This window comes from Proteus sp. G2669, assembly GCF_009915245.1.
GTDB lineage: Bacteria > Pseudomonadota > Gammaproteobacteria > Enterobacterales > Enterobacteriaceae > Proteus.
In genome coordinates, this window is the sequence record NZ_JAABLX010000023.1 from 25,415 (window position 1) to 50,037 (window position 24,623).

The 24,623-nt window shown below is 41.7% G+C and carries 27 protein-coding genes and 2 pseudogenes; 11 read left to right on the forward strand and 18 right to left on the reverse strand.

The window, feature by feature from the left end:
• Positions 1-168 precede the first annotated feature (168 nt).
• From flgN to flgA, 3 genes are all read right to left on the reverse strand, one after another.
• Positions 169-606 (reverse strand): flagellar export chaperone FlgN, encoded by a 438-nt coding sequence (gene flgN, locus GWI68_RS05920; protein ID WP_227335692.1) that lies wholly within the window; start codon positions 604-606, stop codon positions 169-171.
• Between the two features lie 17 nt (positions 607-623).
• The gene (gene flgM, locus GWI68_RS05925; RefSeq protein WP_099075771.1) at positions 624-923 is read right to left on the reverse strand and encodes a flagellar biosynthesis anti-sigma factor FlgM; all 300 of its coding nucleotides are present in this window, start codon (positions 921-923) and stop codon (positions 624-626) included.
• Positions 924-1,430: 507 nt separating this feature from the next.
• Positions 1,431-2,087 (reverse strand): flagellar basal body P-ring formation chaperone FlgA, encoded by a 657-nt coding sequence (gene flgA, locus GWI68_RS05930; RefSeq protein ID WP_166539684.1) that lies wholly within the window; start codon positions 2,085-2,087, stop codon positions 1,431-1,433.
• A 209-nt stretch (positions 2,088-2,296) separates the two neighbouring features.
• On the opposite strand from flgA, the gene flgB reads away from it, so the two are divergent.
• The 11 genes from flgB to flgL all read left to right on the forward strand — a co-directional run bounded on the left by flgB (position 2,297) and on the right by flgL (position 12,452).
• A complete protein-coding gene (gene flgB / locus GWI68_RS05935) occupies positions 2,297-2,707 on the forward strand; it encodes a flagellar basal body rod protein FlgB (protein ID WP_006533174.1) in 411 nt (136 codons plus the stop codon).
• A gap of 10 nt (positions 2,708-2,717) precedes the next feature.
• Positions 2,718-3,122 (forward strand): flagellar basal body rod protein FlgC, encoded by a 405-nt coding sequence (flgC, locus tag GWI68_RS05940; protein ID WP_023581815.1) that lies wholly within the window; start codon positions 2,718-2,720, stop codon positions 3,120-3,122.
• Positions 3,123-3,134: 12 nt separating this feature from the next.
• A complete protein-coding gene (locus GWI68_RS05945) occupies positions 3,135-3,965 on the forward strand; it encodes a flagellar hook assembly protein FlgD (RefSeq protein ID WP_109407818.1) in 831 nt (276 codons plus the stop codon).
• 27 nt (positions 3,966-3,992) lie between these two features.
• Positions 3,993-5,213 carry a flagellar hook protein FlgE gene (gene flgE, locus GWI68_RS05950; RefSeq protein WP_166539685.1) on the forward strand — a complete coding sequence of 407 codons (1,221 nt, stop codon included), beginning with the start codon at positions 3,993-3,995 and terminating at the stop codon, positions 5,211-5,213.
• A gap of 21 nt (positions 5,214-5,234) precedes the next feature.
• Positions 5,235-5,990: a flagellar basal body rod protein FlgF gene (locus tag GWI68_RS05955; protein WP_166539686.1), complete on the forward strand. Its 756-nt coding sequence runs from the start codon at positions 5,235-5,237 to the stop codon at positions 5,988-5,990.
• A gap of 19 nt (positions 5,991-6,009) precedes the next feature.
• Entirely contained in the window at positions 6,010-6,792 is a 783-nt protein-coding gene (gene flgG, locus GWI68_RS05960) for a flagellar basal-body rod protein FlgG (RefSeq protein WP_072068525.1), read from the forward strand.
• Between the two features lie 63 nt (positions 6,793-6,855).
• The gene (locus tag GWI68_RS05965; protein WP_166539687.1) at positions 6,856-7,599 is read left to right on the forward strand and encodes a flagellar basal body L-ring protein FlgH; all 744 of its coding nucleotides are present in this window, start codon (positions 6,856-6,858) and stop codon (positions 7,597-7,599) included.
• Between the two features lie 14 nt (positions 7,600-7,613).
• Complete coding sequence (locus tag GWI68_RS05970) at positions 7,614-8,720, forward strand: flagellar basal body P-ring protein FlgI (RefSeq protein WP_109407815.1); 1,107 nt, start codon at positions 7,614-7,616, stop codon at positions 8,718-8,720.
• Positions 8,720-9,706 carry a flagellar assembly peptidoglycan hydrolase FlgJ gene (gene flgJ, locus GWI68_RS05975; RefSeq protein WP_109407814.1) on the forward strand — a complete coding sequence of 329 codons (987 nt, stop codon included), beginning with the start codon at positions 8,720-8,722 and terminating at the stop codon, positions 9,704-9,706. The genes GWI68_RS05970 and flgJ overlap by 1 nt, the downstream gene beginning before the upstream one ends.
• Positions 9,707-9,823: 117 nt before the next feature.
• Positions 9,824-11,476, forward strand: coding sequence for a flagellar hook-associated protein FlgK (flgK, locus tag GWI68_RS05980; RefSeq protein WP_166539688.1), 1,653 nt, complete (start codon positions 9,824-9,826; stop codon positions 11,474-11,476).
• Between the two features lie 31 nt (positions 11,477-11,507).
• Complete coding sequence (flgL, locus tag GWI68_RS05985) at positions 11,508-12,452, forward strand: flagellar hook-associated protein FlgL (protein ID WP_166539689.1); 945 nt, start codon at positions 11,508-11,510, stop codon at positions 12,450-12,452.
• An 86-nt stretch (positions 12,453-12,538) separates the two neighbouring features.
• Here flgL and GWI68_RS05990 read toward each other — a convergent pair.
• From GWI68_RS05990 to fliF, 15 genes and pseudogenes are all read right to left on the reverse strand, one after another.
• Positions 12,539-13,029: pseudogene (locus GWI68_RS05990) on the reverse strand (GNAT family N-acetyltransferase).
• A pseudogene (locus GWI68_RS05995) lies at positions 13,017-13,284 on the reverse strand (DUF1778 domain-containing protein). Before GWI68_RS05995 ends, GWI68_RS05990 begins: the two co-directional pseudogenes overlap by 13 nt.
• Positions 13,285-13,407: 123 nt before the next feature.
• A complete protein-coding gene (gene fliR, locus GWI68_RS06000; RefSeq protein ID WP_109407809.1) occupies positions 13,408-14,190 on the reverse strand; it encodes a flagellar biosynthetic protein FliR in 783 nt (260 codons plus the stop codon).
• Positions 14,191-14,195: 5 nt separating this feature from the next.
• Complete coding sequence (gene fliQ, locus GWI68_RS06005) at positions 14,196-14,465, reverse strand: flagellar biosynthesis protein FliQ (protein ID WP_072068516.1); 270 nt, start codon at positions 14,463-14,465, stop codon at positions 14,196-14,198.
• Positions 14,466-14,479: 14 nt separating this feature from the next.
• A complete protein-coding gene (gene fliP / locus GWI68_RS06010) occupies positions 14,480-15,250 on the reverse strand; it encodes a flagellar type III secretion system pore protein FliP (protein WP_072068515.1) in 771 nt (256 codons plus the stop codon).
• Positions 15,250-15,696 carry a flagellar biosynthetic protein FliO gene (gene fliO, locus GWI68_RS06015; RefSeq protein WP_109407808.1) on the reverse strand — a complete coding sequence of 149 codons (447 nt, stop codon included), beginning with the start codon at positions 15,694-15,696 and terminating at the stop codon, positions 15,250-15,252. The genes fliP and fliO overlap by 1 nt, the downstream gene beginning before the upstream one ends.
• A 3-nt stretch (positions 15,697-15,699) precedes the next feature.
• A complete protein-coding gene (gene fliN, locus GWI68_RS06020) occupies positions 15,700-16,110 on the reverse strand; it encodes a flagellar motor switch protein FliN (RefSeq protein ID WP_006533153.1) in 411 nt (136 codons plus the stop codon).
• Positions 16,103-17,131 (reverse strand): flagellar motor switch protein FliM, encoded by a 1,029-nt coding sequence (gene fliM / locus GWI68_RS06025; protein ID WP_088495228.1) that lies wholly within the window; start codon positions 17,129-17,131, stop codon positions 16,103-16,105. The genes fliN and fliM overlap by 8 nt, the downstream gene beginning before the upstream one ends.
• 5 nt (positions 17,132-17,136) lie before the next feature.
• Positions 17,137-17,619, reverse strand: a complete 483-nt coding sequence (fliL, locus tag GWI68_RS06030) for a flagellar basal body-associated protein FliL (RefSeq protein WP_006533151.1) — start codon at positions 17,617-17,619, stop codon at positions 17,137-17,139.
• A gap of 177 nt (positions 17,620-17,796) precedes the next feature.
• The gene (locus tag GWI68_RS06035; protein ID WP_166539690.1) at positions 17,797-19,200 is read right to left on the reverse strand and encodes a flagellar hook-length control protein FliK; all 1,404 of its coding nucleotides are present in this window, start codon (positions 19,198-19,200) and stop codon (positions 17,797-17,799) included.
• The gene (gene fliJ / locus GWI68_RS06040; protein ID WP_006533149.1) at positions 19,200-19,646 is read right to left on the reverse strand and encodes a flagellar export protein FliJ; all 447 of its coding nucleotides are present in this window, start codon (positions 19,644-19,646) and stop codon (positions 19,200-19,202) included. The genes GWI68_RS06035 and fliJ overlap by 1 nt, the downstream gene beginning before the upstream one ends.
• A gap of 36 nt (positions 19,647-19,682) precedes the next feature.
• Positions 19,683-21,050 carry a flagellar protein export ATPase FliI gene (gene fliI, locus GWI68_RS06045; RefSeq protein WP_166539691.1) on the reverse strand — a complete coding sequence of 456 codons (1,368 nt, stop codon included), beginning with the start codon at positions 21,048-21,050 and terminating at the stop codon, positions 19,683-19,685.
• Positions 21,050-21,769, reverse strand: coding sequence for a flagellar assembly protein FliH (fliH, locus tag GWI68_RS06050; RefSeq protein WP_109407805.1), 720 nt, complete (start codon positions 21,767-21,769; stop codon positions 21,050-21,052). The genes fliI and fliH overlap by 1 nt, the downstream gene beginning before the upstream one ends.
• A complete protein-coding gene (fliG, locus tag GWI68_RS06055) occupies positions 21,762-22,760 on the reverse strand; it encodes a flagellar motor switch protein FliG (protein ID WP_109407804.1) in 999 nt (332 codons plus the stop codon). The genes fliH and fliG overlap by 8 nt, the downstream gene beginning before the upstream one ends.
• Positions 22,757-24,484, reverse strand: a complete 1,728-nt coding sequence (gene fliF / locus GWI68_RS06060) for a flagellar basal-body MS-ring/collar protein FliF (RefSeq protein WP_166539692.1) — start codon at positions 24,482-24,484, stop codon at positions 22,757-22,759. The genes fliG and fliF overlap by 4 nt, the downstream gene beginning before the upstream one ends.
• Between the last annotated feature and the right edge of the window lie 139 nt (positions 24,485-24,623).

Sequence of the window (24,623 nt, forward strand, 5' to 3'; positions counted from 1 at the left end):
AAAGGCTCAAATAACAGTTAAAACTTAGATCAGAGAAATGAAGATTACGAGAAGAAGATAGATAATAATGATGTATGGTGGCTTAAAGTGAATAAAGTTTTATCAATAAAGAAAACGCCATCAATATTGATGGCGTTTCATGTGAATTCTGATAATTATCGAGAAAACCTAAACCTGAATTTTTCGCCCAGCTAATGTAGAACGCTGTGCTTGACCATCAGAACCATAAAGGGTTGGACTGTGGTTCTTCTGCAAAAAACGGATAGCATCACTATTACGAGAAATATGTTGCTCTAATAGCAATCCGTTATGTTGATTAAGATGTTTTAGCTCCGCCGTAATATCCATTACTTGTATCCATAAATCAGATAAGAATGGTAACCCTGTGTAAGGTTTTTCTACACCGGCTTGTAAGCTTAGCGTATGACGCTGTTGGTCTGTATGACCTAAAGCCGACAAGACAAAATTCTTCTGTTCAGTAACTTCGTGAAGTGCATTGATATCAATGTTACCTGCACACAATAACTGCTGTTCAGCACGTAGAATACCAGCAATGGTATTGAGCTGTGATAATTGAAGATCTAAAGTCTGGCGGAGTTCTTCCATCATAATCATATAAAATATTATTGAGTTATGCTTTCAGCAGCTTCACGGAAAAGAGCATCCGCGATTTTACCGCTGTCCATGGTTAATGTTCCGTTGGCAATTGCTTCTTTTAAGCGAGCAACTTTCTCAACGTTAATGTCTTTGTTTCCAGGCTGAACAAGTTTTTTCTGCGCTTCACTTAATTTAACCGAAGTGTCACCTGTTGCAGTTTTTTGTTCAGTTGTTCCCGATTTACGTGAACCCTGTGTAACTTCACTTGGGTTACGTTGTGCAATTGCGTTAATCGGAAGCAGTGGATTTGCGCGTTCAATACTCATAGGAAAATCCTTTGTTAGGCATCAATTAATAGTCAGATGAAGCCATTGTAAAACAACCTATGTGTTTTCGCCTATCATCTTGTTTCTTTATATCGGCTATGAAATCAAAAACTTTAATCTTAGTCGTCATACTCGTCATATTTCAAGCCGTAGCGTTGTTAACCACATTACTCGTCATACTTCAAGCCGTAGCGTTGTTGACCGCATTCACTCACACTAGTCACATACTTATGTATGCTCCTAGCGGTTCGTTCATTTGTCGCCTAGCTACAACTTGAATTATTTAGAGTATGTATATGGTTGTATTTTTAATACAACTTGAATTATTTAGAGTATGTATATGGTTGTATTTTTAATACAACTTGAATTATTTAGAGTAAAAAATGTATACAAATACAGTATTTGTTCAAATTGTAGCGCAAGAGAGTTTACCTTGGATTGCCGTAACTGAAACCGGTAACAAGCAATTCAATATAGGCTTATTCTGCTTATCAGCTTTTTAATTTATTAAAGAGGAATGCGAACAGAGCCATTTTCAAGTGCTTCACCAGTGACAATTTGGCCTGATTTTACTCTTACTCGGATCGTTTCATTGGCCACGGCGTTGTTTACTGCTTTACCTTCATAACGGATCTGAAAGTGAGGGCCTTGTGCAAAAACTGTTACTGTTTGACCCGCCAGTATTGCCCAAGGGCGACGAACCATGGTTGATGTTAAGGGTTTTCCTGCGGATATTTGTCGCATTGCGATCGCATTTTTAATTAATGCTGGATCACGCAATACATCATAAGGTTGTTTTTCTAACTCGCCGGTTGTCATGCTGACAGCCGATGTTTCAATGATGTCATCACGATTAATATCTTTTTTCGCGATTAAGTATTCACCATTAACGCTAACATCAACTTGAATAAAACGACGTTGTTTATCACATTGAATGGGAATCGAAAGACGTCCCCAATTGCGAGATCCAGCGTGGCGTTGGATCTCTTGTGTTTGACACACAGGCCATTTCTCTTCAGGTGTTAAAACTGTCACTGTCACTTTATCGCCTTGCTGATGAAGCGCGACAAAGAAATCTTGTAGTTCTTCAGGGAGTGATTTAGCAATACTCACATTCACCATAAAGAAAAAAGAAAACAGACCGATAAGAGTTTTAACTAACATAGTTTGTATCACCTTACAGAGTTGATGCTAATTGTGCATTTGTACTTATTTAGCCAGCACAGTGTACATCGTCTTTACACGCCTTAAACGCATAAATAGCAATCCAATTTACGCCTATTCCTCCAATCATCTTTTTTTTGAGCGTTTATTCTGTCAACTGAAATTGTTTTATCAGCTGAGGTAAGTGGCTTAGCCACCAAGGATAGAAGATGCTCGATAAATTAGAAAATACGTTTCATTTTCAACAAGAAGCGCTCTCAATACGCAATAAACGCCAAGAAATTCTCGCTGCGAATATCGCTAACGCAGATACCCCAGGCTTTCAGGCTCGTGATATTGATTTTGCTTCTGAATTGAAAAAAACCATTGAAAACGGACGCACGGGGAGTCATGGCATGCAATTAGCGATGACATCAGAGCGCCATATTCCAATCAAACCCGGTTACCGCTTAGAGGCAGACTTACTCTATCGCGTGCCTCATCAAACTGCGATGGATGGTAATACCGTGGATATGGACATGGAACGTAGTAATTTTGCTGACAATAGCCTTAAGTATCAGGCTGATGTGACATTTATTAATTCGCAAGTTAAAAGCATGATGGCTGTATTGCAACAGTAAGGTAAAGAGCATGTCTTTATTTAGTATTTTCGATATTTCAAGTTCAGCACTTTCAGCGCAATCACAACGTTTAAACGTGAGTGCCAGCAATATGGCAAACGCTGACAGTGTTGCGGGGCCAGATGGCGACCCTTATCGTGCAAAGCAGGTTGTTTTTCAAGTAAATGCACCAGCCGGCCAAGAAATTGGTGGCGTGCGTGTCACTGAGGTGGTGGATGATCCAGCCCCATTTCGTATGGAATATCAGCCAGGGCATCCTTTTGCCGATGAAAAAGGGTATGTACGTATGCCGAATGTTGATGTCGTAGGGGAAATGATTAATACCATCTCCGCTTCTCGTAGCTATCAAGCTAACGTTGAAGTCATGAATACGGCAAAATCACTGATGCAAAAAACACTGATGATAGGTCAATAGGGAGAATAAATTGTGGGTATTTCCTCCTCAATGAATGAACCTTATGATAATACCATTATCGGGGATGCACCTTCTTCATACCATACGAAAAAAAGTGGTAGTGATGATATTAAAGGGAATTTCCTGACACTTCTCATCACTCAGATGAAAAATCAAGACCCAACAAACCCAATGCAAAATAATGAGTTAACGTCTCAGTTGGCTCAAATTTCGACCGTTGAAGGTATCGAAACACTGAATAAAACAGTAAATAACATTGTTGGGCAAATTGATCAAAGTCAGGCGTTGCGAGCATCTTCCTTAGTTGGCCGTGGTGTCATGGTCTCTGGGAATAAAATTGTTGTCTTTCAGCCAACCGACGGTAAAGGTGAGACTGAAAAACCTGGTGACGGGGATGACACAATTCCAACACCTGATACTCAAAATGAGAAAACGCGCCAGCAAATGGGAACGTATAAATCAGAAAGTACTGACCCAACTGCGCCTAGCGACGAACACCTTTTTTCAACACCTTTTGGTTTTGAATTACTCAGTCCAACTGATTCTCTTACGATAAACATCACCAATGCGAGTGGTGTGACCGTTCGTACGATCAATATGGACAAAAAGATGCTACCGGATGTTTATAACTTCTCTTGGGATTGTACTGATGAAGATGATAATCCTGTTCCACCGGGAAGTTATAAATTTACCGTTAACGCCACGCTTAATGATGCTCAGGTCCCTGTTAAGACACTGAATTATGCGCTGGTGAATAGTGTGTCCATGGTGGATGGTGGTGCCCGCCTTGATGTTGGCTTAGGTAATACCGTTTCATTGGATGAAATTCGTCAGGTTCTTTAACTAACACATATTCAACTTGGAGGGCGCATGTCCTTTTCACAAGCAGTAAGTGGTTTAAACGCAGCAGCCGCTAACTTAGATACTATCGGTAACAATATTTCTAACTCCGCAACCTACGGTTTTAAAGGTGCAAACGTTTCTTTTGCAGACGTTTTTGCAGGTTCTGGTGCAGGTCTGGGTGTTAAAGTTGCAGGTATTAGCCAAAACTTTAAAGACGGTAGTATCACTACCACTAACCGTCCAACAGACGTAGCGATTTCTGGCGGTGGTTTTTTCCGTATTGAAGATCAAAACGGTGGTGTTTTCTACTCACGTAACGGTGAATTTGGTAAAGATAAAAATGGTTTCCTGACTAATATGCAAGGTATGCGCGTAACAGGTTACCCAGTACAAAGTGTTGATGGTAAAAACGTGGTTCAAAAAGGGGCGACACCCGCGCCTATCGTTATTCCTACCGATATGATGAATGCAAGTGCAACCGAAAAAGTGGATATGACGGTTAACTTGAACTCAGCTGAAGAGACAATTGACCAAACGACTCATGCGTTTGATCCTAAAGATAATGACTCTTATAACTTCAGTACTAACGTAACAACTTACGATAGCTTAGGTAATGAACATAACTTGAACTTATTTTTTGTGAAAACAAAAGATAATGAATGGGAAGTTCATGCTCAAGATTCCACAACAGGTGAGCCGGCTCAAAATTTAGGCAAGTTAGTTTATAAAAATAACGGTGTATTAGACGAAGCGGCAACCAGCATTAACAACTTCACTACTGTATCTTATAAAGGTTCAGAAACCATGGATATGGCGATGAACTTTACAGGTAGTACCCAACAGAAAGTTGCTGAATCAAGCGTATCTAAATTAGCGCAAAACGGTTACCAAGCGGGTGAATTCACCAACTTCCGTATTGAGCAAGATGGCTCAATCATGGCGACCTACTCAAACCAACAAAGCCAAGTTGTTGGTCAAATCGCATTAGCTAACTTTGCAAACGCAGGTGGTTTGAGCTCACAAGGTGACAATATGTGGTCTGAAACTAACGGTTCAGGTTCACCAATTGTCGGTGTTGCAGGCTCTGGTGTGTTCGGCAAATTAACTAACAACGCATTAGAAGCATCTAACGTTGATATGAGCCAAGAGTTAGTCAACATGATCGTTGCTCAACGTAACTATCAATCAAACGCACAAACCATCAAGACTCAGGATCAGATCCTGCAGACTCTGGTTAGCTTGCGCTAATAACGCCGGAAATAATCTGTTATGGATCATGTGATTTATACCGCGATGGGCGGCGCCAGACACTCGATGGAAAATCAAGCTGTCGTGGCGAACAACTTAGCAAACGCATCAACGCCTGGATTCAAAGCGCAGCTTAGTGCAATGCGAGCCGTACCTGTCAATGGCGATACCTTACCAACTCGTACATTAACGGTAGCCTCAACGCCAGGTAGCGATCAGAGTCAAGGAACGATGAACTATACCGGCAGATCAATGGACGTTGCATTAAGTGATAACGGCTATTTGGCTGTTCAGCTTGATGATGGCACTGAAGCTTATACCCGAAACGGAAACATCCAACGTAATGCGGATGGCATGTTGATGGTACAAGGACGTTTGTTAATGGGGGATAACGGTGCGATTGAAGTACCTCCTCAGGCAAATGTCAGTATTGCCAATAACGGTATTGTGACTGCGCATGTTCCCACTGATCCACCAAAAATGTTGGGTCAGATTGGTCGTTTAAAAATGGTAAAACCAGAGCAAAACGACTTGGTGCGTGGTGATGATGGATTATTCCATTTATCACCGAAAGGCTCTGCGCGTGCTGGTGAGGAATTACCTGCGGATGATAGCGTGAAGGTGTTAGCTGGTGTGTTAGAAGGCAGTAATGTTAATCCAGCAGAAGCCATGGTCGATATGATAGCAAACGCACGACGTTTCGAAATGCAAATGAAGGTTATTCATAGCGCTGACGATAATGCGCAACGAGCTAACCAATTGCTATCACTGAGTTAAATAGTGTAAGGGGAAAACCATGATCCGTTCTTTATGGATTGCTAAAACTGGGTTGGATGCACAACAGACAAACATGGATGTGATTTCCAACAACCTCGCGAACGTCAGCACCAATGGCTTTAAACGTCAACGTGCGGTTTTCGAAGATTTACTGTATCAAACAATTCGTCAGCCGGGTGCAATGACATCAGAACAGACGAATGCACCTTCAGGTTTACAAATTGGTACGGGTGTTCGTCCGGTTGCGACCGAACGTTTACATAGCCAAGGTAACTTAGCGCCAACAAACGGAACACGTGATGTGGCGATTAAAGGACAGGGTTTTTTCCATGTTCAGTTACCTGATGGCACAGACGCTTATACCCGTGATGGCGCATTCCAAATGGATCAAAATGGTCAATTAGTCACCACCAGTGGTTTCCAAGTCGTACCAGCCATTATTTTGCCTGATACTGCGAAGAAAGTGATGATTGGTCGTGATGGTACAGTCAGTGTTGAAATGGAAGGTGATCCAGCTCCACAACAAGTGGGTCAATTGACACTAACTACCTTTATTAATGACAGCGGATTAGAAAGTGTGGGTGAAAACTTGTATTTAGAGACCGCAAGTTCTGGCGCACCAACTGAAAATGCCCCCGGTATCAATGGCGCAGGCTTGTTGTATCAGGGATATGTTGAAACCTCTAACGTTAACGTAGCTGAAGAGTTGGTCAATATGATCCAGACTCAACGTGCTTATGAAATTAACAGTAAAGCGATTTCAACATCTGATCAGATGTTACAGAAACTAACGCAACTCTAATTTCGTTTGTTCATTAGCCTGACAGGATTTCCTGTCAGGCGTATTACTAAAAGAGTATCGAAGATGGATACAAAGGTCATTACTGACAATTCTGGGGCAAGAAAGCTTAGTGTCAGATGGCGTCGTCATCAACGTTTAGGTACCGCCCTGTTGGTACTGACACTGTCGGGATGCGCATATATACCCAAAAAACCGTTAGTAGAAGGCAACACAACGGCGGTTCCAACGGCACCAACAGCACCTGCACCTAATGGCTCTATTTTTCAGTCAGCTCAGCCTGTTTATTTTGGCTATCAACCACTATTTGAAGATAGACGCCCTCGAAATATCGGTGACACGTTGACTATTACATTGCAAGAGAATGTGAGTGCAAGCAAAAACTCATCTGCGAATGCCAGCCGTAATGGTAAAGCAGGATTCCTTGCTGCGATTACGCCAGGATTTTTGGAAGGGGTATTTGGTAATAAACGTACCGATATGAGTATGGAAGGAAATAGTGACTTTGGCGGTAAAGGTGGCGCAAATGCGAACAATACCTTTAAAGGCACCATTACTGTGACCGTCGATCAACTTCTCGCCAATGGAAACCTGCACGTTATTGGTGAAAAGCAAATTGCTATCAATCAAGGTACTGAATTTATTCGTTTTTCAGGTGTTGTGAATCCAAGAACTATCAGTGGTGCCAATACCGTAAATTCAACCCAAGTTGCTGATGCTCGAATTGAATATATCGGAGACGGTTATATCAATGAAGCACAATCTATGGGATGGCTACAACGCTTCTTCTTAAATGTATCACCTTTTTAATGAGTAGGGTCCAGATGAAAAAAATAGCGATGAGCCTTTTCTTTATCGTGATGACATGTGTCGGTTTTTCCGCCCATGCCGAACGGATCAGAGATCTCACCTCTGTTGAAGGGGTAAGAGAAAATGCGCTGATTGGTTATGGTTTAGTGGTGGGATTAGATGGAACGGGTGACCAAACAATGCAAACCCCGTTTACCACACAAAGTCTGAATAACATGCTCTCACAATTGGGGATCACCGTACCACCCGGCACCAATATGCAATTGAAAAACGTTGCTGCGGTGATGGTAACAGCAAAATTACCGCCTTTTGGTCGTACTGGGCAATCAATCGACGTCGTTGTTTCATCATTAGGTAATGCAAAAAGCTTACGTGGTGGTACGTTGCTGATGACGCCACTCAAAGGTGTTGATAATCAGGTTTATGCTTTGGCTCAAGGTAATATTGTGGTTGGGGGAGCTGGTGCATCCGCAGGCGGTAATAGCGTTAAAGTTAACCAATTAGCGGGTGGACGTATTAGTAGCGGAGCGATTATTGAGCGCGAACTACCATCACAATTTGGTCAAACTGGTTTGTTGAACTTGCAACTGAATGAAGAAAACTTCACGTTGGCACAACATATCTCTGATACCGTTAATAAATTAAGAGGTGTGGGTACCGCTATTCCTTTAGATGCTCGTACAGTTCAACTACGTGTTCCTATTGGTAAAAGTGAACAAGTCCGTTTCTTGGCTGAAGTTCAAAATCTCGAAATTAAACGAGTTATTGCCGATGCAAAAGTGATCATTAATGCAAGAACGGGTTCTGTTGTTATGAATCGTGATGTGACATTAGGAAGCTGTGCGATTGCACAAGGCAACCTTTCTGTCACGGTTGATAGTCAAGTGAATGTAAGTCAGCCTAATACTCCATTTGCGGGTGGTAGCACTGTTGTAACACGTAATACGAGTGTGAATATGAGTGAACAAGGTGGCTCATTACAGCAAGTGAATGCAAGCGCAAGCCTAAACGAAGTGATCCGTACATTAAATGCATTAGGTGCAACACCGACTGATTTAATGTCGATATTGCAGGCAATGGAAAGCGCGGGTTGCTTACGTGCGAGATTGGAGATTATCTGATGAAAGATTTATCTCTGCTTTCTTCAATGCCGACGATGTCAGCGCCGGCATATGACAGTAATGCATTGAATAAACTTAAATATCAGGTCGGGCAAAATGCTGATCAACAAGGACTGCGCCAAGTGGCGCAGCAACTTGAAGGTGTTTTTGTTCAAATGATGTTAAAGAGCATGCGCGATGCAATACCTCAAGAAAGCATGTTTAATTCAGAAAGTACCAAAATGTACACCTCACTTTATGATCAACAAATCGCTCAAGACTTATCGCAAAAAGGCTTGGGCTTTGCTGACATGATAGAAAAACAGCTTTCTGCAAAAGTTACGATGGACCCGAGCGAAATGGCGGGAAAAACGCCAATGCCATTAGATGGCAGTGATATTTTTCAATCCATGCCAACGCAAGCCTTGGGACAAATGTATCGTGCAATGCAGCCTTACCAAAATGCAATTGAAAGTACGATTGGCAAGCTTAAAGGGTTATCTGAAAGCAGTGCTTCTTTTGCATCTAAACTGTTAGGGCCTGCGAAACAAGCGACAGAAGGCACAGGTGTACACCATCTTTTAGTTGTTGCTCAAGCGGCGCTTGAATCAGGTTGGGGTAAACGTGAAATTCTAACGGGTGAAGGTAAGCCAAGTTATAACCTATTTGGTATTAAAGCAGGAAATAGTTGGAAAGGGCCTGTCACAAACATTATGACAACCGAAGTGATTGATGGTAAGTCAATTAAAATGCGTGATAATTTCCGCGTTTATGGCTCTTATGTTGAAGCCATTCAAGATTATCTCCGATTGATTACTGAAAGTCCTCGTTACGCAAAAGTGCCTCAAGCTCAAACCCCAGAACAAGCCGCTTATCGTATCCAAGAAGCGGGTTATGCCACCGATCCAGGTTATGCGAAAAAACTGGTTTCAATCATTGGTCAATTAAAAGGAAGCGGTGAGCAAGTTGCTAAAACTTATACTCACGATTTAAGCGATCTATTTTAATGCTTTCCCCTCAAGTTTAGAGGGGAAGTACCGATAATAAAGACCAGAGCATTCATTCCAACTTGCCAGCTATGCTCCGTGCATACGGGTGATGACTAAACGTAAAAGGATAGACAAATGTCCAACAGTTTAATTAATACAGCGATGAGCGGACTTAATGCGGCACAAGCTGCGATGAGCACTGTGAGTAATAACATCGCTAACCAAAATGTAAAATGGTACAACCGTCAAATGACTGTTTTTAATGAAAACAGCGGCACAATGACCGGTAATGGTTATATCGGTAATGGTGTTAATGTTAGCCGTATTCATCGTGAGTATAACGAATTCCTTGCCGGTCAAATGAACCGTGCAATGTCAAAACAAAGCGCACTTAATAGTTATACCCAAAATATCTCACAAATTAATGATTTGTTAGCAGATAAAGGGAATGATGTTTCGAGTGCGATTGACGAATTTTTTACCAGCTTACCAAACGTAACCAATAACGCAGAAGACAACCCTGCGCGTACAACGGTAATTGGTAAAGCGGAAGCAATGGTGAATATGTTTGCTAAAGCAGACCAATCATTGCGTGATCTAGAAAAAGATATTAATAGTCAGGTGACAAACACCTCTAAAAATATCAATGAATATACAAAACAGATCGCAAAACTAAATAACGAAATTAGTCGTTCTAAAGGCTTCAATGGCGCTGATCCTAACGACTTATTAGACCAACGTGATCGTTTAATTCAAGAGCTAAATACACTGGTTGATGTTCAAGTAACTCAACAGGATGGTGGTTTTGTTAACGTCACATTTGCTAATGGTTTGCCATTAGTATCTGGTACTCGCTCTTATGAAGTATCTGCTATCCCATCAAGTAAAAATAGCGAACGCCTTGTTATTGGTTATAGCAATGGCATTGATGAAGTTCGTGAAGTGGATGCAAAACGTATTAAAGGTGGTGAACTTGGCGGTGCATATCGTAGCCGTGAAGAAGTGTTAGATCCAAGCCGTAACCAATTAAATCAATTAGCATTAGTGTTGGGTGATCAATTTAATAAACAACACGAACAAGGTTTTGATTTAGAAGGTAAAAAAGGTGAGAAATTCTTCGACCTTGGTGGCGCTCATGTTATGCCTAATGGTAAGAACAAAGGTGATGCCTCCTTTAATGTGGAATATACCGATACCAAAGCAGTGAAAGCGGCTGATTATACTGTTAAATATGACGGTAGTAAGTGGGATGTTACGGTAGAGCCGGGCGGTCGTAAAGTTGATGCTAAAGTAAGCGCAACGGGCGAATTAGAATTCGAAGGCATGAGTATCAAAATCAATGGTACAGCACAAAAAGACGATTCTATTATTGTTCAATCTGTAGGTAATGTGATTGCAGATATGAAAGTTGCGGTAACTGATCCAAGTAAAATTGCTGCTGCAGGTTCGTTAAATGCAGATGGTGAAACTGCACCAAGTGATAACGAAAACATGAAAAAACTGTTTGAGTTACCTGATGAAAAAGTTATTGATGGCAAAACAACAATTGCTGGTGGCTATGGTTCACTGATCAGTATGGTCGGTAACAAAGTGAATACGGCACAAGTTGACTTCGATGCTCAGGTTTCTATCACTAAAAGTATTATAGAACAACAACAGTCTGTTTCTGGTGTGAACTTGGATGAAGAGTACGGTGAGATGTATCGCATTCAAGAATACTACATGGCAAATGCAAAAGTTATTCAAACTGCAAACAGTATGTTTGATGCGATTATGCAAGTTTTCTAAGTAACCCTTCATCAGAATAAGGAATATCACTGTGCGTTTAAGTTCAAATCAAATTTTTAGCCAGCGAGTGGACAATATTACCAGTTCACAAAGTAAATGGATGACGGAAGGCAATAAAATCTCCAGCGGTCGTCGTGTTGAAAAACCATCAGATGATCCAATGGCAGCTTCCCAAGCGGTTATGGTGAAACAATCTGAATCTCGTAACCAACAGTATGCGACTGCTCGTGGATTTGCAAAAAACAGCATGTCTTTGCAAATGAGCTTAGCCAGTCAAATGGTTAATATCACAACGAAGATCCAAGAGACTCTGGTTGCCGCGGGTAATGATGCAACATTAAGCGATGAAGACCGTTCATCTTTGGCTGATCAATTACAAGGTTTAAAAGATCAATTAGTGGGTATTGGCAATACAAAAGATGGTGTTGGCCGTTATATCTTTGCAGGTTTCCAATCAGATAAACCACCTTTTGTCGCTGATGCAACAGGCAAAATCACCTATCAAGGTGGTGATAAGCAAATTACCCAAAAAGTAGATAGTAATATTGAAATGGTCACTAACTTCACTGGGATTGAAACATTACAATCTTCAGGGAGTAAAGGAACAGCGCCTGATATTTTTGAAGCATTAGATGGTGCTATTACTGCATTACGTGAACCGTTAACAGGTAAACCACAAGCTGATCGTGATGCAGCATTAGAAAAAATTGATGCAGCGAACCGCGTTAACCGTGCAACCTTAAATAATATTTCAAGTGTAGAAGCAAAATTAGGTTTACAACTTCAAGAAATTGATAATCTAGATGATTTAGGTGCGGATACATCGTTAAGAAATGCAAAACGTTTAAGCGAATTACGCGATTTAGACTGGACTCAAGCAATTTCTGATTATTACCAAGAAGAGTCTGTATTACAGGCTTCTTATAAAGTCTTTAACGACATGAAAGACATGTCGATGTTCAAGATGTATCGCTAATTATTTTAGTTTTGTTTTAAGACATTTTGATATCACCCCTGGTATTTATTTATCAGGGGATTTTTTTATTTATTAAAAGCAATAAACTATATTTTCTTTTTTAATGCTAAGAATAAGATTTTATCTTGAGTCGAAGAAGCTTTGAAACCATGATGAAGGTAAAAATGTTTTGCGTTTTCAGTTAAAGCATGAACCATAATCGCTCTAACACCAATGTTTTCAGCTACATGATGACAACGCAAAACAGCATCTCTTAACAAATCGGCACCAAGATCTTTTCCATGAAAAGTTTTATCAACAGCAAGTCTAGCTAAAATGATCACGGGTATTGGGTCTGGCATATTGTGGCGAATATGACTAATTGCTTCAGTATGGTTAACACTACCTGTTGCTAAAGAATAGTATCCAACAATACGTTTTTTATTTTTTCACAGACCACAAATGTACGTGATGCACCTAAAAATTGGTTTTTTAAACCTCTTTGTTTTATCCAGTAATCTAATACATTTTCACTACTATAAAAATCAACCACTTCATGTGAATTTGATAACGGCTCAGGTGCTGTTACTTTTCCCATAATGGTTTTCTTATTAATAACTTTTCAAGAGCAGGGTCAATATCAACCGGCGCATCAATAATTTCTATAAATTCCGCATATTGAGCATCATTTAAATTAAAGGTTCTACGGTCTAAAATGACGTCTTCAGCAGCTTGGCATGCTGTCTCAAGAATAAAGTCAGTACGAGATTTATGGAGAATTTCAGCAGCAGTATCAAATAAGTGCGCGTTGTGATTCTTTAGCGCGAATATTGAGTTGTACGTCAGCTTTCATATCACGCCTCCTTGTATAGCAATTGATATACATTGATTGTGGAATAAACAAACAATATTAACTACAAAAAAGCAGATAAATTTTAATTTGAGGACTGCGATTAAAAATAAGTCGATTTAAATCTCAAGAAACCAGCTGATGTAATATCAAAGTGATGCGATTAAACGTATCGCTAAAGACGCGCTCTGTAAATACAGGCAATGCAGGCATAATCATTGATAATGCTAACATACCAATAGTCAGCGTAAGAGGGAAACCCACCACAAAGACAGAAAGCTGTGGTGTCATACGGTTTAGAATACCTAATGAAAGGTTGAGCACTAAAAGTAGGGTGATTAATGGCATGGCTAGCATCATACCGTTAATAAAGATTGTACCACCACTTTGAACTAAAGTGAGAATGGCTGAAGAGTTAAAAGTTTGATTTCCAATAGGAACCACATAGAATGTATCAACTAATATTGATATTAACCATAAATGCCCATCAAAGACTAAAAATAGCAATATCGTTAACATATTAAAAATACGTGCCAAAATAGGCATGTTAGGGCCACCAGATGGATCGACGAAGGTGGCGAATGAAAGCCCCATCTGTAAACCAATCACTTCACCAGCATGACGAACAGACGCAAAGGCTAATTGCATTGATAACCCTAAAATCGTGCCAATCAAAATTTGTTGTAATAATACCCAAAAGGCAATAATCGAGAATAGAGGCACATTACTTTGTGGTAAACCAGGTGCGACTAATGCGGTTATCAAAAAGGCGAGCGTAATACGGAATTTCTTTGGTGTCTGTTTTTCACTAAATAGCGGTGCAGTACTAAACAGTGCAAGAATACGCACAAATGGCCAGAAAAAATCACTAATGTAGCCGTTAAGCATTTCACTGGTCAGTGTTATCATTGCTATTAACCAATCATCCCTGGAATGCCTGTAAATAAGTTATGCATATAATCGATAAGCAAACTTAACATCCACGGGCCAGCCACTAAAATAGCCGCTAATACCGCAAGAATTTTAGGAATAAACGATAATGTCATTTCGTTTATCTGTGTTGCTGCTTGAAGCATACTGATCACAAGACCGGTCACAAGCGCTGACAATAAAAGAGGGCCTGCGAGTGATAAAGCGATTTTCATCGCTTCTGTGCCCAGTGCTAAGACGGATTCTGGTGTCATGGATTACCTCAGCGCTAATTAAAAAAGCTTTGTGCAAGTGAGCCCAGTATTAATTGCCAACCATCAACTAAAACAAAAAGCATAAGTTTAAAAGGCAATGAGACTGTTGCAGGGGGCACCATCATCATACCGAGCGCCATTAATACACTAGCAACGACTAAGTCGATGATAAGAAAAGGAATGAAAATCATAAAACCAATTTGAAATGCGGTTTTTAGCTCACTGGTGATATAGGCAGGAACTAGAATACGCATAGGTACACTTTCGCGTGTTTCAAATGCTGGGGCATCTGCAAGGCGTGCAAATAGAGCTAAATCTGTTTCGCGCGTTTGTTGCATCATAAATTCACGCAGGGGTTTTGAACCATTGTCTAACGCTTGTTCAAAGGAGATTTTATCTTCACTAAAAGGCATATAGGCATCTTGATAAATTCTATCAAAAACCGGTGCCATAATGAAAAAGGTCATAAACAACGCTAGACCAAGAACAACTTGGTTCGGTGGTGCTGATGGTGTTCCTAATGCATTACGTAATAATCCTAGTACGATGATAATCCGTGTAAAACTGGTCATCATCAGCAAAACAGCAGGAATAAAGCCTAATGCTGTAATGAAGATTAAGGTTTGTACTGGCAGTGACCAACTTTGACCACCTCCCGGTAATGATTGTGTAATAACACTCGGAAACTGAGCAAACGCACTGGTTGGGAACAAGACTAAAACCAGTACACTAGCGAAGAGACGCCAACGTGTTAATGCGTTAAAAAAAGTGACACACTGATGCATTATGAGTTGCCTTTATCTCGCTTTAGCGTTTTTTGTAATATTTGAGTAAACAATGGCGATGTAGATGATGTTGTCGCTTCCTGCGAGGCTTTTTCAGGGATAGGTAACTTATGCAATAGATTTATTTGCGATGATGTTACCCCTAATACAAGCCATTCCTGTTCAATTTCAACAACAACTACACGTTCTTTTGCACCTAATGAACAACTTGCTTTGACGCTCAGTTGTGCCGTTGTTCCTTTAAATGAACCACGGGTAAAGCCAAAACGGCGAAATAACCACATAGCAACAATAATAAGAACGATAATGCCCGCAAGCGCCGTGCTAACTTGAGCAAGGCTTTGACCTACAGGCAATGGTTGTGTAGGCGTTTGAACTGTTTGTGTTGTAGCGGGCGCGGTAGTATTTACCGCACCTTGGCTGGAAAAGGAAGGAAGCTGTTCCATAAATTAACGGCTCAGACGACGCATACGTTCTGATGGCGTAATAATATCGGTAATACGAATACCGTATTTATCAGAAACAACAACAACTTCGCCTTGAGCAATTAAATAGCCATTGATAAGAATATCAAGGGGCTCACCAGCTAAACCATCCAGTGAAACGACAGAACCTTGAGACAGGCTGAGTAATTTTTTAATGGTCATTTTGGTGCGGCCTAACTCTACCGTTAATTTGACAGGAATATCCATGATCAAATTAATATCGGATAGATGATTAAGCGTATCGTCTTCAGGTAAAAGATGTTCAAATAAATCGGAACTATTATCCTGGCTTTTCCCAGTTTGCTGTTCCATTGCATCAGCCCACATATCCTCAGCCGATTGTGAATTATCAGTTGGGCGATTTGCATCACTCATTGGTTTGTTCCTCATCCAGAGCGTTTAAAACAGGGTTAATTAGGTGTTCAACACGAAGGGCATATTGCCCATTTACTGTACCGTATTGGCTTGTTAATACGGGCACACCATCAACATGTGCAATCAATCTTTCTGGTTTATCAATAGGGATAACATCCCCTTCTTTAAGTGTCAGCACTTTTGATAAACGCAGTGGGATGTCAGTAAAGTTTGCGACCAGTTCAAGTTCTGAATGCTGAACCTGGTTGACTAAACTATCTAACCAAACCCCATCTTCTTGACGAACATTTTCAATTGGTGGGTTGATCAGTCGTTCACGTAACGGTTCAATCATGGCAAATGGAATACAAATGCTAAATTCCCCGACCATCGAACCGATCTCTACCTGAAAAGGTGTCGTAACAACAATGTCATTCGGTGATGAGGTGATATTGGTAAATTTTACCTGCATCTCAGAACGAACATATTCAACTTGAATTTTGAAAATGGAATCCCAAGCATCACGGTAGGCATCAAGTGCCAATTTCAACATTTTGTTGATGATCCGTTGCTCTGTGTTGGTAAATTCACGTCCTTCCACAGGGATTGGAAAACGGCCATCACCACCAAACAGGTTATCTACCGCGATATAAACCAGATTCGGTTCAAAGGTAAATAACGCGGTTCCTCGTAATGGTTTTAAATGCACCAAGTTAAGATTCGTTGGTACAGGTAAATTACGAGCAAAGTCGTGATAAGGGTGGATTTTAACGCCACCAACAGTAATATCAGGGCTCCGACGGAGCATGTTAAACAGCCCCATGCGGAATTGACGCGCAAAGCGTTCGTTAATGATTTCTAACGACTGTAAACGTTCCCGAACCACACGACGTTGCGTGTTGGGGTCATAAGGCTGAATATCCGGTTCATTCGGATCCTTCGCTATCGCAGGTTCCCTGTTCGCGCTTTTGGCGTCGTCACCTGATGTGTCATCATTCAGCAGAGCATCAATCTCTGCCTGTGAAAGGATATTATCGCTCATAATGATTATCGCAGAATAAACGTGGTAAACAGTACATCGGAGAGGATCTGTTCAGATTCTCCCGGTACGAGAGTCGGTCTCAGCGTTTCTTTTACATCCGTCATTAGCTGGAGTTTTCCATTGTCTGTCGCAAGCTTGTTAGCTTGTTGACGAGAAAGCAGTAATAACAAGCGGCTACGAACTTCAGGTAAATAATCATGTAGACGCTTACGAGTGTCTTCATTATGCAATCTTAGTGTGATCCCTATGTAGAGCACTCTGTCTAAGTGTTCTTCGTCATCAATTAGATTTACCGTAAAGGGCTCTAATGACATAAAAACGGGTGCTGGTATAACTTTTTGCTGACTAGTGCCCGCTGAACCTGATTTAGCATGCTTCAATGCCCACCAACTATATCCACCGAATGCCGCTGCAATAATGGCGATCACCAATAATACGATGATCAGAATTAAGCTATAGCTTTTACGTTCATTGCTGTAATTAGACATGGACAGTTAAATTCCTGTTTTGTAGTGGATACGTGTTCACTGTTGTGGACTTCCATATCCATCTAAATCAACCTTAATTATCCCGCTATTTCTGTTTTTTAATGGCAGAAACAGATAGGGAAAAAACCATTAACTCTTACGTTTATTGACATAGTGTGTCCTCCCAATACATTTGTATTAGGCAAAAATATCAACACCACCACGAGCAGATGCTAATTCTTGAGGCGTAAGGGTTATCTTTTGTAGTGCCGGTTCAGAGGCTAATTGCATTGAATTACCCTCTCTTCCTTGATGATTATCGGCACCATCTCCACTAAATTGAGAGGAATCTGACATATTTTGTTGTTGCCAACTGTCATTAGTGTCGCTAGACACCTGACTTTGCGTGAGCTGGATCCCATTTTCAGAGAGGGCTTGACGCAATTGATGCATGGCATTTTCTAATACAGAACGAACTTGACCACTTTGTGACGCAAGGTGTAACTGTGCTTGCCCATCTTCTATTTTCATGCGGATATGCAATGAACCTAGCTCTTCAGGGTGTAAACGTAACTCAGCTTTCTGTAAACCATTACGACTAAACATGACAATTTGCTGGTTAAGTTGTTGTTGCCACTCAGGGGTGCCCACTTGTGCATTTAAAACCTGTGTTGCCATTGGTGAAAATTGCATTTGTGGTTGTGTTGATGAGTGAGCATGGCCCGTAATGCCTTGTGAAGCAAAAGAAGGTGAGTTAGTGAGTGTGTTGTGAAGGTCGCTTTCTGCAACACGGTTACCTGCCGCCATTTGCTGCGCAACATTGTCTGCTAATTTTGCATTTACAGCTTGTTTATCGCCGTTTAGCAATGCATTCACTTTTTCTGCTGTTGGCGTTAAAAGTGTTGCGATGCTATCGACTTTTTTCGCAGAAGGTTTTTCTGCTTGATTAGCACCAACAAGTGTACTTTGTGTTGCTAATGTCGCTGTCTCTGGGCGTAGCTGGGTTAGCAGTGACTTTTCATCTGATTTCGATAGATTGAGCTTGTCGGTAAGGTTGAAGTCCGACATATCGCTATCTTTTGAAATAGAGCGTGCTAATGAGGCTAAACCTTCACCACGTTTAACTGATTGAGGCTGTTGTAATGCTTGAGTCAGTTGTTCTGAGGGAAGGGTAAGTCGTTTTAATCCCGGTAGTCCTGCTAACTGAACAGGAAGCTCTGCGGCAAGTTCTTCAGCTGATATTAATGATGAGGCGGTTCTATTTTCAACAATCGCTGCAAATTGTTCATTATCAGGCAAAGTAAGAGTCAATTGAGATTTCTCAAGAGATGGCTCTTCTATCACATTGGGTTCTGTGGTGACAGACGCAAGATGACTACCGTCTTCTTTTATTTTGTCTTCATCAGAGTGTGAATGTGCTTTATTCTCTTTTGTTGAATGGTTTGTGATATTGGCTGTCTTTTTATCACTCTGTGCATTTTGGGGTTGAGAACCCAAAAGCTGAGCGAAAGTCGGGGCATTATCACCGGGCTGACTATTTGAAGCGGATGTCGTTCCCGGAGAGGCTGCAGCGACATCCATGGTCAGAAGCGTTATCTCCATCAAGTTGTTCTCCGTAAAGTACTACGCTGTGCGTACTCGTCCATTTGTTTCTGTTCAATACGATCGAGATGTCGCTTACGGCTATCTTCGGCACGTTGCTCCAAAGTCTCAAATGCATTGAGTCGTTGCTGTTTTTCTCGCCATTGTTCAGTTGCAAGATCGAGTTGCGCCTGCCAATGTTGAAGTTGTTGTTTATGTTGTTCGATAGTCAATTCGAGCGTTTTGAGAAATTGTTGGTAGTTTTGCCACGATGCTGACGACATCCCCCCTAAATTCAACGTTTCGTTTAGACGTACACGGTATTCATCCTGATACCCAATCAACATATTGAGTTGCTGTTCCATTTGTTGATGACTCTGCCGGACCTGAGCCAGTTGAATAGCGGCTTGTTCAGCCGCTGTCTGTGCCAGTTCTCTCAGTGTCACTAAAGGTGACTGCTCCCGCATTGGAACCCTCTTTACTTTCTCTGATTATGTTCAGAATTAGTTTACTGTGATCAGTTGATTAAGTTGCTCACATGCACTTTGATAACTGCATTGCTCTTGGATATCTTGTTGTAAGAACTTCGCGAGAGACGGATAAAGAGCAATTGCTTTATCCAGCATTGGATCACTACCCGCGGCATAAGCGCCCACATTAATTAAGTCTCGGTTACGTTGATAACTTGATAAGAGCTGTTTAAACACCTGTACACGACGGTAATGTGTCTTATCAATTAACGATGTCATTGCTCGGCTAATAGATGCTTCAATATCAATAGCAGGGTAGTGCCCTGATTCAGCAAGTGAGCGAGAAAGCACGATATGGCCATCTAAAATGGCGCGCGCTGAGTCTGCAATTGGATCTTGCTGGTCATCACCTTCCGTTAAAACGGTATAGAAAGCCGTGATAGAACCACCACCATCAACGCCATTACCTGCACGTTCGACCAATGCAGGTAATTTAGCAAAGACAGAAGGTGGATAGCCTTTGGTTGCTGGTGGTTCACCAACAGCCAGAGCAATTTCACGTTGTGCCATACTGTAACGGGTAAGTGAGTCCATAATTAACAGGACATGTTTACCTCTATCGCGAAAATCTTCAGCAATACGTGTGGCATAAGAAGCACCTTGCATACGAAGCAGTGGTGATACGTCAGCTGGTGCGGCAACAACAACAGAACGAGCTAGGCCTTCAGTACCAAGGATATTCTCGATAAAGTCTTTAACTTCACGACCACGTTCACCGATTAAGCCAACAACAATGACATCCGCTTGAGTAAAACGAGCCATCATGCCTAATAGCACACTTTTACCCACACCTGAGCCTGCAAAAAGCCCCATACGCTGACCGCGACCAACCGTTAATAATGCATTAATTGCACGTACACCTACATCAAGAACATCTGTAATCGGTGTTCTTTGTAATGGGTTGATCGGTGGCGTAATGAGTGGGGCACGATAACCTGTATCCGGTGGTGGTAAACCATCTAAAGGGTAACCAGAACCATCTAAAACACGTCCTAATAACGCATCACCTAGTGGTAATTGGCGACCTTCATTTTCACCTCCAGGTGTGGCTTGGGCATAAACACGAGCCCCAGGAGTTAATCCCTCGACATCCTGTAAAGGCATTAACAACATCTGGCTACCATTGAACCCAACGACTTCACTTTCAACTTCTTCAACCGTTTTGCCAATGGTACGTTCGATTAAACACGTAGAGCCAAGAGGCATAACTAGCCCCTTAGCTTCCATGACTAAACCTGTTGCTCTGGTTAAACGGCCATATTGACGCACACGTGGAATTTTATTTAAACGTGCTTCTGCTTCACTGAGTTTTTCTAACCAACGCCCCAATCTTGCTGTCATTACAACGCCTCCGGTGCAGCAAGACGGCAAAGCTCATGCCAACGAGTTGCAATCGTGGCATCAAGATCGCCATCATTTGTTACAACACGGCATCCACCCACATGAATACTGTTATCGGCAACCACTTTCCAACCATGAGCAGAAAGGGAATCACCCAGCTCTTTTTCAATTTGTGGAATATGTCTTGGATTCACTCGTAACTGTGGATTGCTTGAGAACATTTGTTCTTGTTGCAACATTAAGGTTATTTGTGCAAGCAATGCAGAACCATCGCAGACAGCAGGTTGACCCAGAACTTCTTTGGCTGCTGTAAGGGCAATTTGCATTAAGCGTGATGCAATCACACTGTCTAGTCCATTCAGTGAATGTCTAAATTCAGCTAATAACCCTTGCCACTCATTAATTAATGGTGATTGTTGAGCAATGCCTTGGCGAATACCTTCTTCAATACCTGATTGTAATCCAGCCTGATAGCCTTCCTGATAACCCTGGTTTTTCCCTGCCTCAAAGCCTTCAGCGTGGCCCAATTTCTGGGCCTTGTCTTTCATGTCATCAAGCATATTAATTTGCTCAAGAACTTTCTGTTGCTGAACAACTTCTTTTTCCTGTTTTTCGACTTCCTTTTCGTCTTCTGTCGTTTCCTCGACAGTTAATGCCCAATCAGTGAGTTCTTTGGGAACCCAAGGCTTCCAGTTAGTATCAGTATGTTTATCAGACATAGGTATCGTCTCCTCCATGAAGAACAACCTCTCCAGTCTCTGCTAATTTGCGTACCACAAGCAGAATTGCTTTCTGCTCTGCTTCCACTTGAGACATACGAACAGGGCCGCGAGAATTCAAATCATCACGCATGATTTCAGCAGCACGTTGCGACATATTGTTGAGGAAGTGATCGCGCAGCTCTTGTTCGCATCCTTTCAATGCCACAACCAAGGAGTCGGATTCCACTTCCTGTAGAATGCGCTGGATAGAACGGTTGTCGATATCGATAAGGTTTTCGAACAGGAACATTTCGTCGATAATCTTTTGTGCCAATTCGCCGTCGTAATCGCGTACCGCAGTAATAACATTCTCTTCCTGCTGGCTTTTCATCAGGTTGATAATTTCAGCAGCAGTACGAACACCACCCATTTTGCTGCGTTTGAGGTTTTGACCATCAAGCAGGTTATTCAGTACTTCAGTTAACTCTGCTAATGCTGACGGCTGAACACCACCAAATGTTGCGATACGTAACATCACGTCATTACGTAATTTCTCATCAAACAGGGCAAGAATATCCGCCGCTTGACCCCGTTTGAGGTGAACCAAGATGGTTGCGATAATCTGCGGATGTTCGTCGCGGATAATATCGGCAGCCATTTGTGGCTCCATAAAGTTAAGCGTCTCGATACCTGTTGTTGTTTCACGGGTTTCAGAGATCTCATCTAACAGATTATTTGCACGTTCTTCACCCAGTGCTTTGACCAGAACAGAGCGCAAGTAATCGTTCGCATTCACATTCAACGCTGCATATTGAACAGCGTCTTCTTCAAAGCTTGCCATAACATCAATCAATTGCTGATTTGAGATATGGCGCATTGATGACATTGCAATACTCAGCTGTTGAACTTCGCGCGTACTTAGATGTTTAAATACTTCCGCCGCCCGGTCTTCACCGAGTGTTAGTAACATAACGGCGCTTTTTTCGGTTCCAGTTAAGTTATTACTCATTGCTCTTTACTCATCCATTCACGAATTACCATTGCAACGACACGAGGATCTTTCTCTGCCATTTCACGGATACGTTGGCTTTGCAATTCGGCACTGACACGTTTACGTGCTTGTTTACGTCTTGCTTCGTCATCTAATTCTGTTTCATCAACATCATCTTTAACTTGTAGCTTCGTTTTCAGCACGGCTTTCTGTGCGGCAATTTCAGCTTCACGGCGTTTTTCAAGCTGTGGTTTCACCAGTTTGCGCCATAAGATCCATGCGATGATGACAAGTAATAACCAGCGACCTAAATCTAATGCTTTCGCAAGAATTTCTGGGTTTTCCCATACAGGAACAGTAATTACTTTCTCTTCAATATCATTGAACTGCGAGTTCACGACACTTAATGAGTCACCACGTTCTTGGGAATAGCCCATCGCTTCACGAACAAGTCCTTCAATTTGCTGAATTTGTTCATCAGTAAGCGGAATTTGTTTAGTTTCAACAACAGGCTCTTCGCCTTCAGCCGCTTCTTTCGTATCTTCAATCGTTTTATAGTTCACGATGACAGCAACAGAAAGACGTTCGACATTACCCACAGGGCGTTTTATATGACGAATTCGGCGATCAACTTCATAGTTGGTTGTTTCATCTAAACGGCTATTACTGTTTGGATTACGCGTTAATGTACGATTAGTGCCCGTTGTATTGGCTTCATCTGTTTTCTCATCTTCTTGCGCTTTTGGTGTTTCAATTGGCGCTTGAGGTGGAGCAACAGGTTGATTAGACAATGCTCCTGGTACACCGCCCGCTAACATGCCACCATTTTGCTCACTTTGGCTCAATTGTTTTGAACGCACAGCTGCTTGATTAGGTGGCTGATTCGGCTTGTACTCTTCAGCGGTTTCTTCGGTATGAGAAAAATCAACTTGAGCAGTTACCTGAGCATGAACATTTCCACGACCCACGATTGGACCAAGTAATGTTTCAATACGTTGTTGGTAGCGGCTTTCTAGCTCTTGAACATATTTTAGTTGAATAGAGTTAAGGTCACGACCTAACGCATCAGGTTGTGTCAATAATTTTCCACTTTGGTCAACGATGGTCACACTGCTATCAGGCATCCCTGCAACACTGCTTGCAACGATATGCACGATGGCATTAATTTGACCTTCATCCAGCGCTCTACCCTGTAAAAGACCCACCGTAACGGATGCAGAAGGGGATTTCTGTTCACGAACAAAAAGGGATGGTTTTGGTAGTGCTAAATGAACACGAGCATTTTGTACAGGACCTAATGTCTCGATAGTGCGAGCAAGCTCACCTTCAAGTGCACGTTGATAGTTAATCTGTTCACTAAATTGGCTGATCCCGAACTTTTCTTTATCTAACAGTTCAAAACCGGCAGCACCGCCTTTAGGAAGTCCCGCTTGCGCGAGTTTCAGGCGTAATTCATGAACCTGATTGTCAGGCACCATGATCGCTGCGCCATTTTGTGACAAGCGATAAGGTACGTTCATTTGTGTTAACTGTGTGACAATTTCGCCACCGTCTTTATCGCTAAGATTACTATAAAGCACCTTATAATCAGGGCTTTGTAACCATAAAAATGCAGCAACAAAAATGGCAATTGCCGCCGAACCCGCAATAATTAGCGGAATTTTCGGATCGGCTTTTATCCGGTTAATAATGGCGTTAAAACCTTTTTTCTGGTTCACAACGTCGGTTTTTTCGGCATTCATAGACAATCCTTGCCTTGTAGTTCGGGATGAATACTAAAAGCGTGGCGTAACAAAACAGACTCCCCTTACGCAAATAAATAAACCTACTCTCAGGTGTCTCATTATTGGCCTTTTGCGTTTCATTTAATGGCGTAATTAG

What these genes read in the sequence shown, in the direction of transcription:
- flgN (WP_227335692.1), bottom strand. Translation starts at nt 606, where the DNA reads ATGGAAGAACTCCGCCAGACTTTAGATCTTCAATTATCACAGCTCAAT.
- flgM (WP_099075771.1), bottom strand. Translation starts at nt 923, where the DNA reads ATGAGTATTGAACGCGCAAATCCACTGCTTCCGATTAACGCAATTGCA.
- flgA (WP_166539684.1), bottom strand. Translation starts at nt 2,087, where the DNA reads ATGTTAGTTAAAACTCTTATCGGTCTGTTTTCTTTTTTCTTTATGGTG.
- flgB (WP_006533174.1), top strand. Translation starts at nt 2,297, where the DNA reads ATGCTCGATAAATTAGAAAATACGTTTCATTTTCAACAAGAAGCGCTC.
- flgC (WP_023581815.1), top strand. Translation starts at nt 2,718, where the DNA reads ATGTCTTTATTTAGTATTTTCGATATTTCAAGTTCAGCACTTTCAGCG.
- flgE (WP_166539685.1), top strand. Translation starts at nt 3,993, where the DNA reads ATGTCCTTTTCACAAGCAGTAAGTGGTTTAAACGCAGCAGCCGCTAAC.
- GWI68_RS05955 (WP_166539686.1), top strand. Translation starts at nt 5,235, where the DNA reads ATGGATCATGTGATTTATACCGCGATGGGCGGCGCCAGACACTCGATG.
- flgG (WP_072068525.1), top strand. Translation starts at nt 6,010, where the DNA reads ATGATCCGTTCTTTATGGATTGCTAAAACTGGGTTGGATGCACAACAG.
- GWI68_RS05965 (WP_166539687.1), top strand. Translation starts at nt 6,856, where the DNA reads ATGGATACAAAGGTCATTACTGACAATTCTGGGGCAAGAAAGCTTAGT.
- GWI68_RS05970 (WP_109407815.1), top strand. Translation starts at nt 7,614, where the DNA reads ATGAAAAAAATAGCGATGAGCCTTTTCTTTATCGTGATGACATGTGTC.
- flgJ (WP_109407814.1), top strand. Translation starts at nt 8,720, where the DNA reads ATGAAAGATTTATCTCTGCTTTCTTCAATGCCGACGATGTCAGCGCCG.
- flgK (WP_166539688.1), top strand. Translation starts at nt 9,824, where the DNA reads ATGTCCAACAGTTTAATTAATACAGCGATGAGCGGACTTAATGCGGCA.
- fliR (WP_109407809.1), bottom strand. Translation starts at nt 14,190, where the DNA reads ATGATAACACTGACCAGTGAAATGCTTAACGGCTACATTAGTGATTTT.
- fliQ (WP_072068516.1), bottom strand. Translation starts at nt 14,465, where the DNA reads ATGACACCAGAATCCGTCTTAGCACTGGGCACAGAAGCGATGAAAATC.
- fliP (WP_072068515.1), bottom strand. Translation starts at nt 15,250, where the DNA reads ATGCATCAGTGTGTCACTTTTTTTAACGCATTAACACGTTGGCGTCTC.
- fliO (WP_109407808.1), bottom strand. Translation starts at nt 15,696, where the DNA reads ATGGAACAGCTTCCTTCCTTTTCCAGCCAAGGTGCGGTAAATACTACC.
- fliN (WP_006533153.1), bottom strand. Translation starts at nt 16,110, where the DNA reads ATGAGTGATGCAAATCGCCCAACTGATAATTCACAATCGGCTGAGGAT.
- fliM (WP_088495228.1), bottom strand. Translation starts at nt 17,131, where the DNA reads ATGAGCGATAATATCCTTTCACAGGCAGAGATTGATGCTCTGCTGAAT.
- fliL (WP_006533151.1), bottom strand. Translation starts at nt 17,619, where the DNA reads ATGTCTAATTACAGCAATGAACGTAAAAGCTATAGCTTAATTCTGATC.
- GWI68_RS06035 (WP_166539690.1), bottom strand. Translation starts at nt 19,200, where the DNA reads ATGGAGATAACGCTTCTGACCATGGATGTCGCTGCAGCCTCTCCGGGA.
- fliJ (WP_006533149.1), bottom strand. Translation starts at nt 19,646, where the DNA reads ATGCGGGAGCAGTCACCTTTAGTGACACTGAGAGAACTGGCACAGACA.
- fliI (WP_166539691.1), bottom strand. Translation starts at nt 21,050, where the DNA reads ATGACAGCAAGATTGGGGCGTTGGTTAGAAAAACTCAGTGAAGCAGAA.
- fliH (WP_109407805.1), bottom strand. Translation starts at nt 21,769, where the DNA reads ATGTCTGATAAACATACTGATACTAACTGGAAGCCTTGGGTTCCCAAA.
- fliG (WP_109407804.1), bottom strand. Translation starts at nt 22,760, where the DNA reads ATGAGTAATAACTTAACTGGAACCGAAAAAAGCGCCGTTATGTTACTA.
- fliF (WP_166539692.1), bottom strand. Translation starts at nt 24,484, where the DNA reads ATGAATGCCGAAAAAACCGACGTTGTGAACCAGAAAAAAGGTTTTAAC.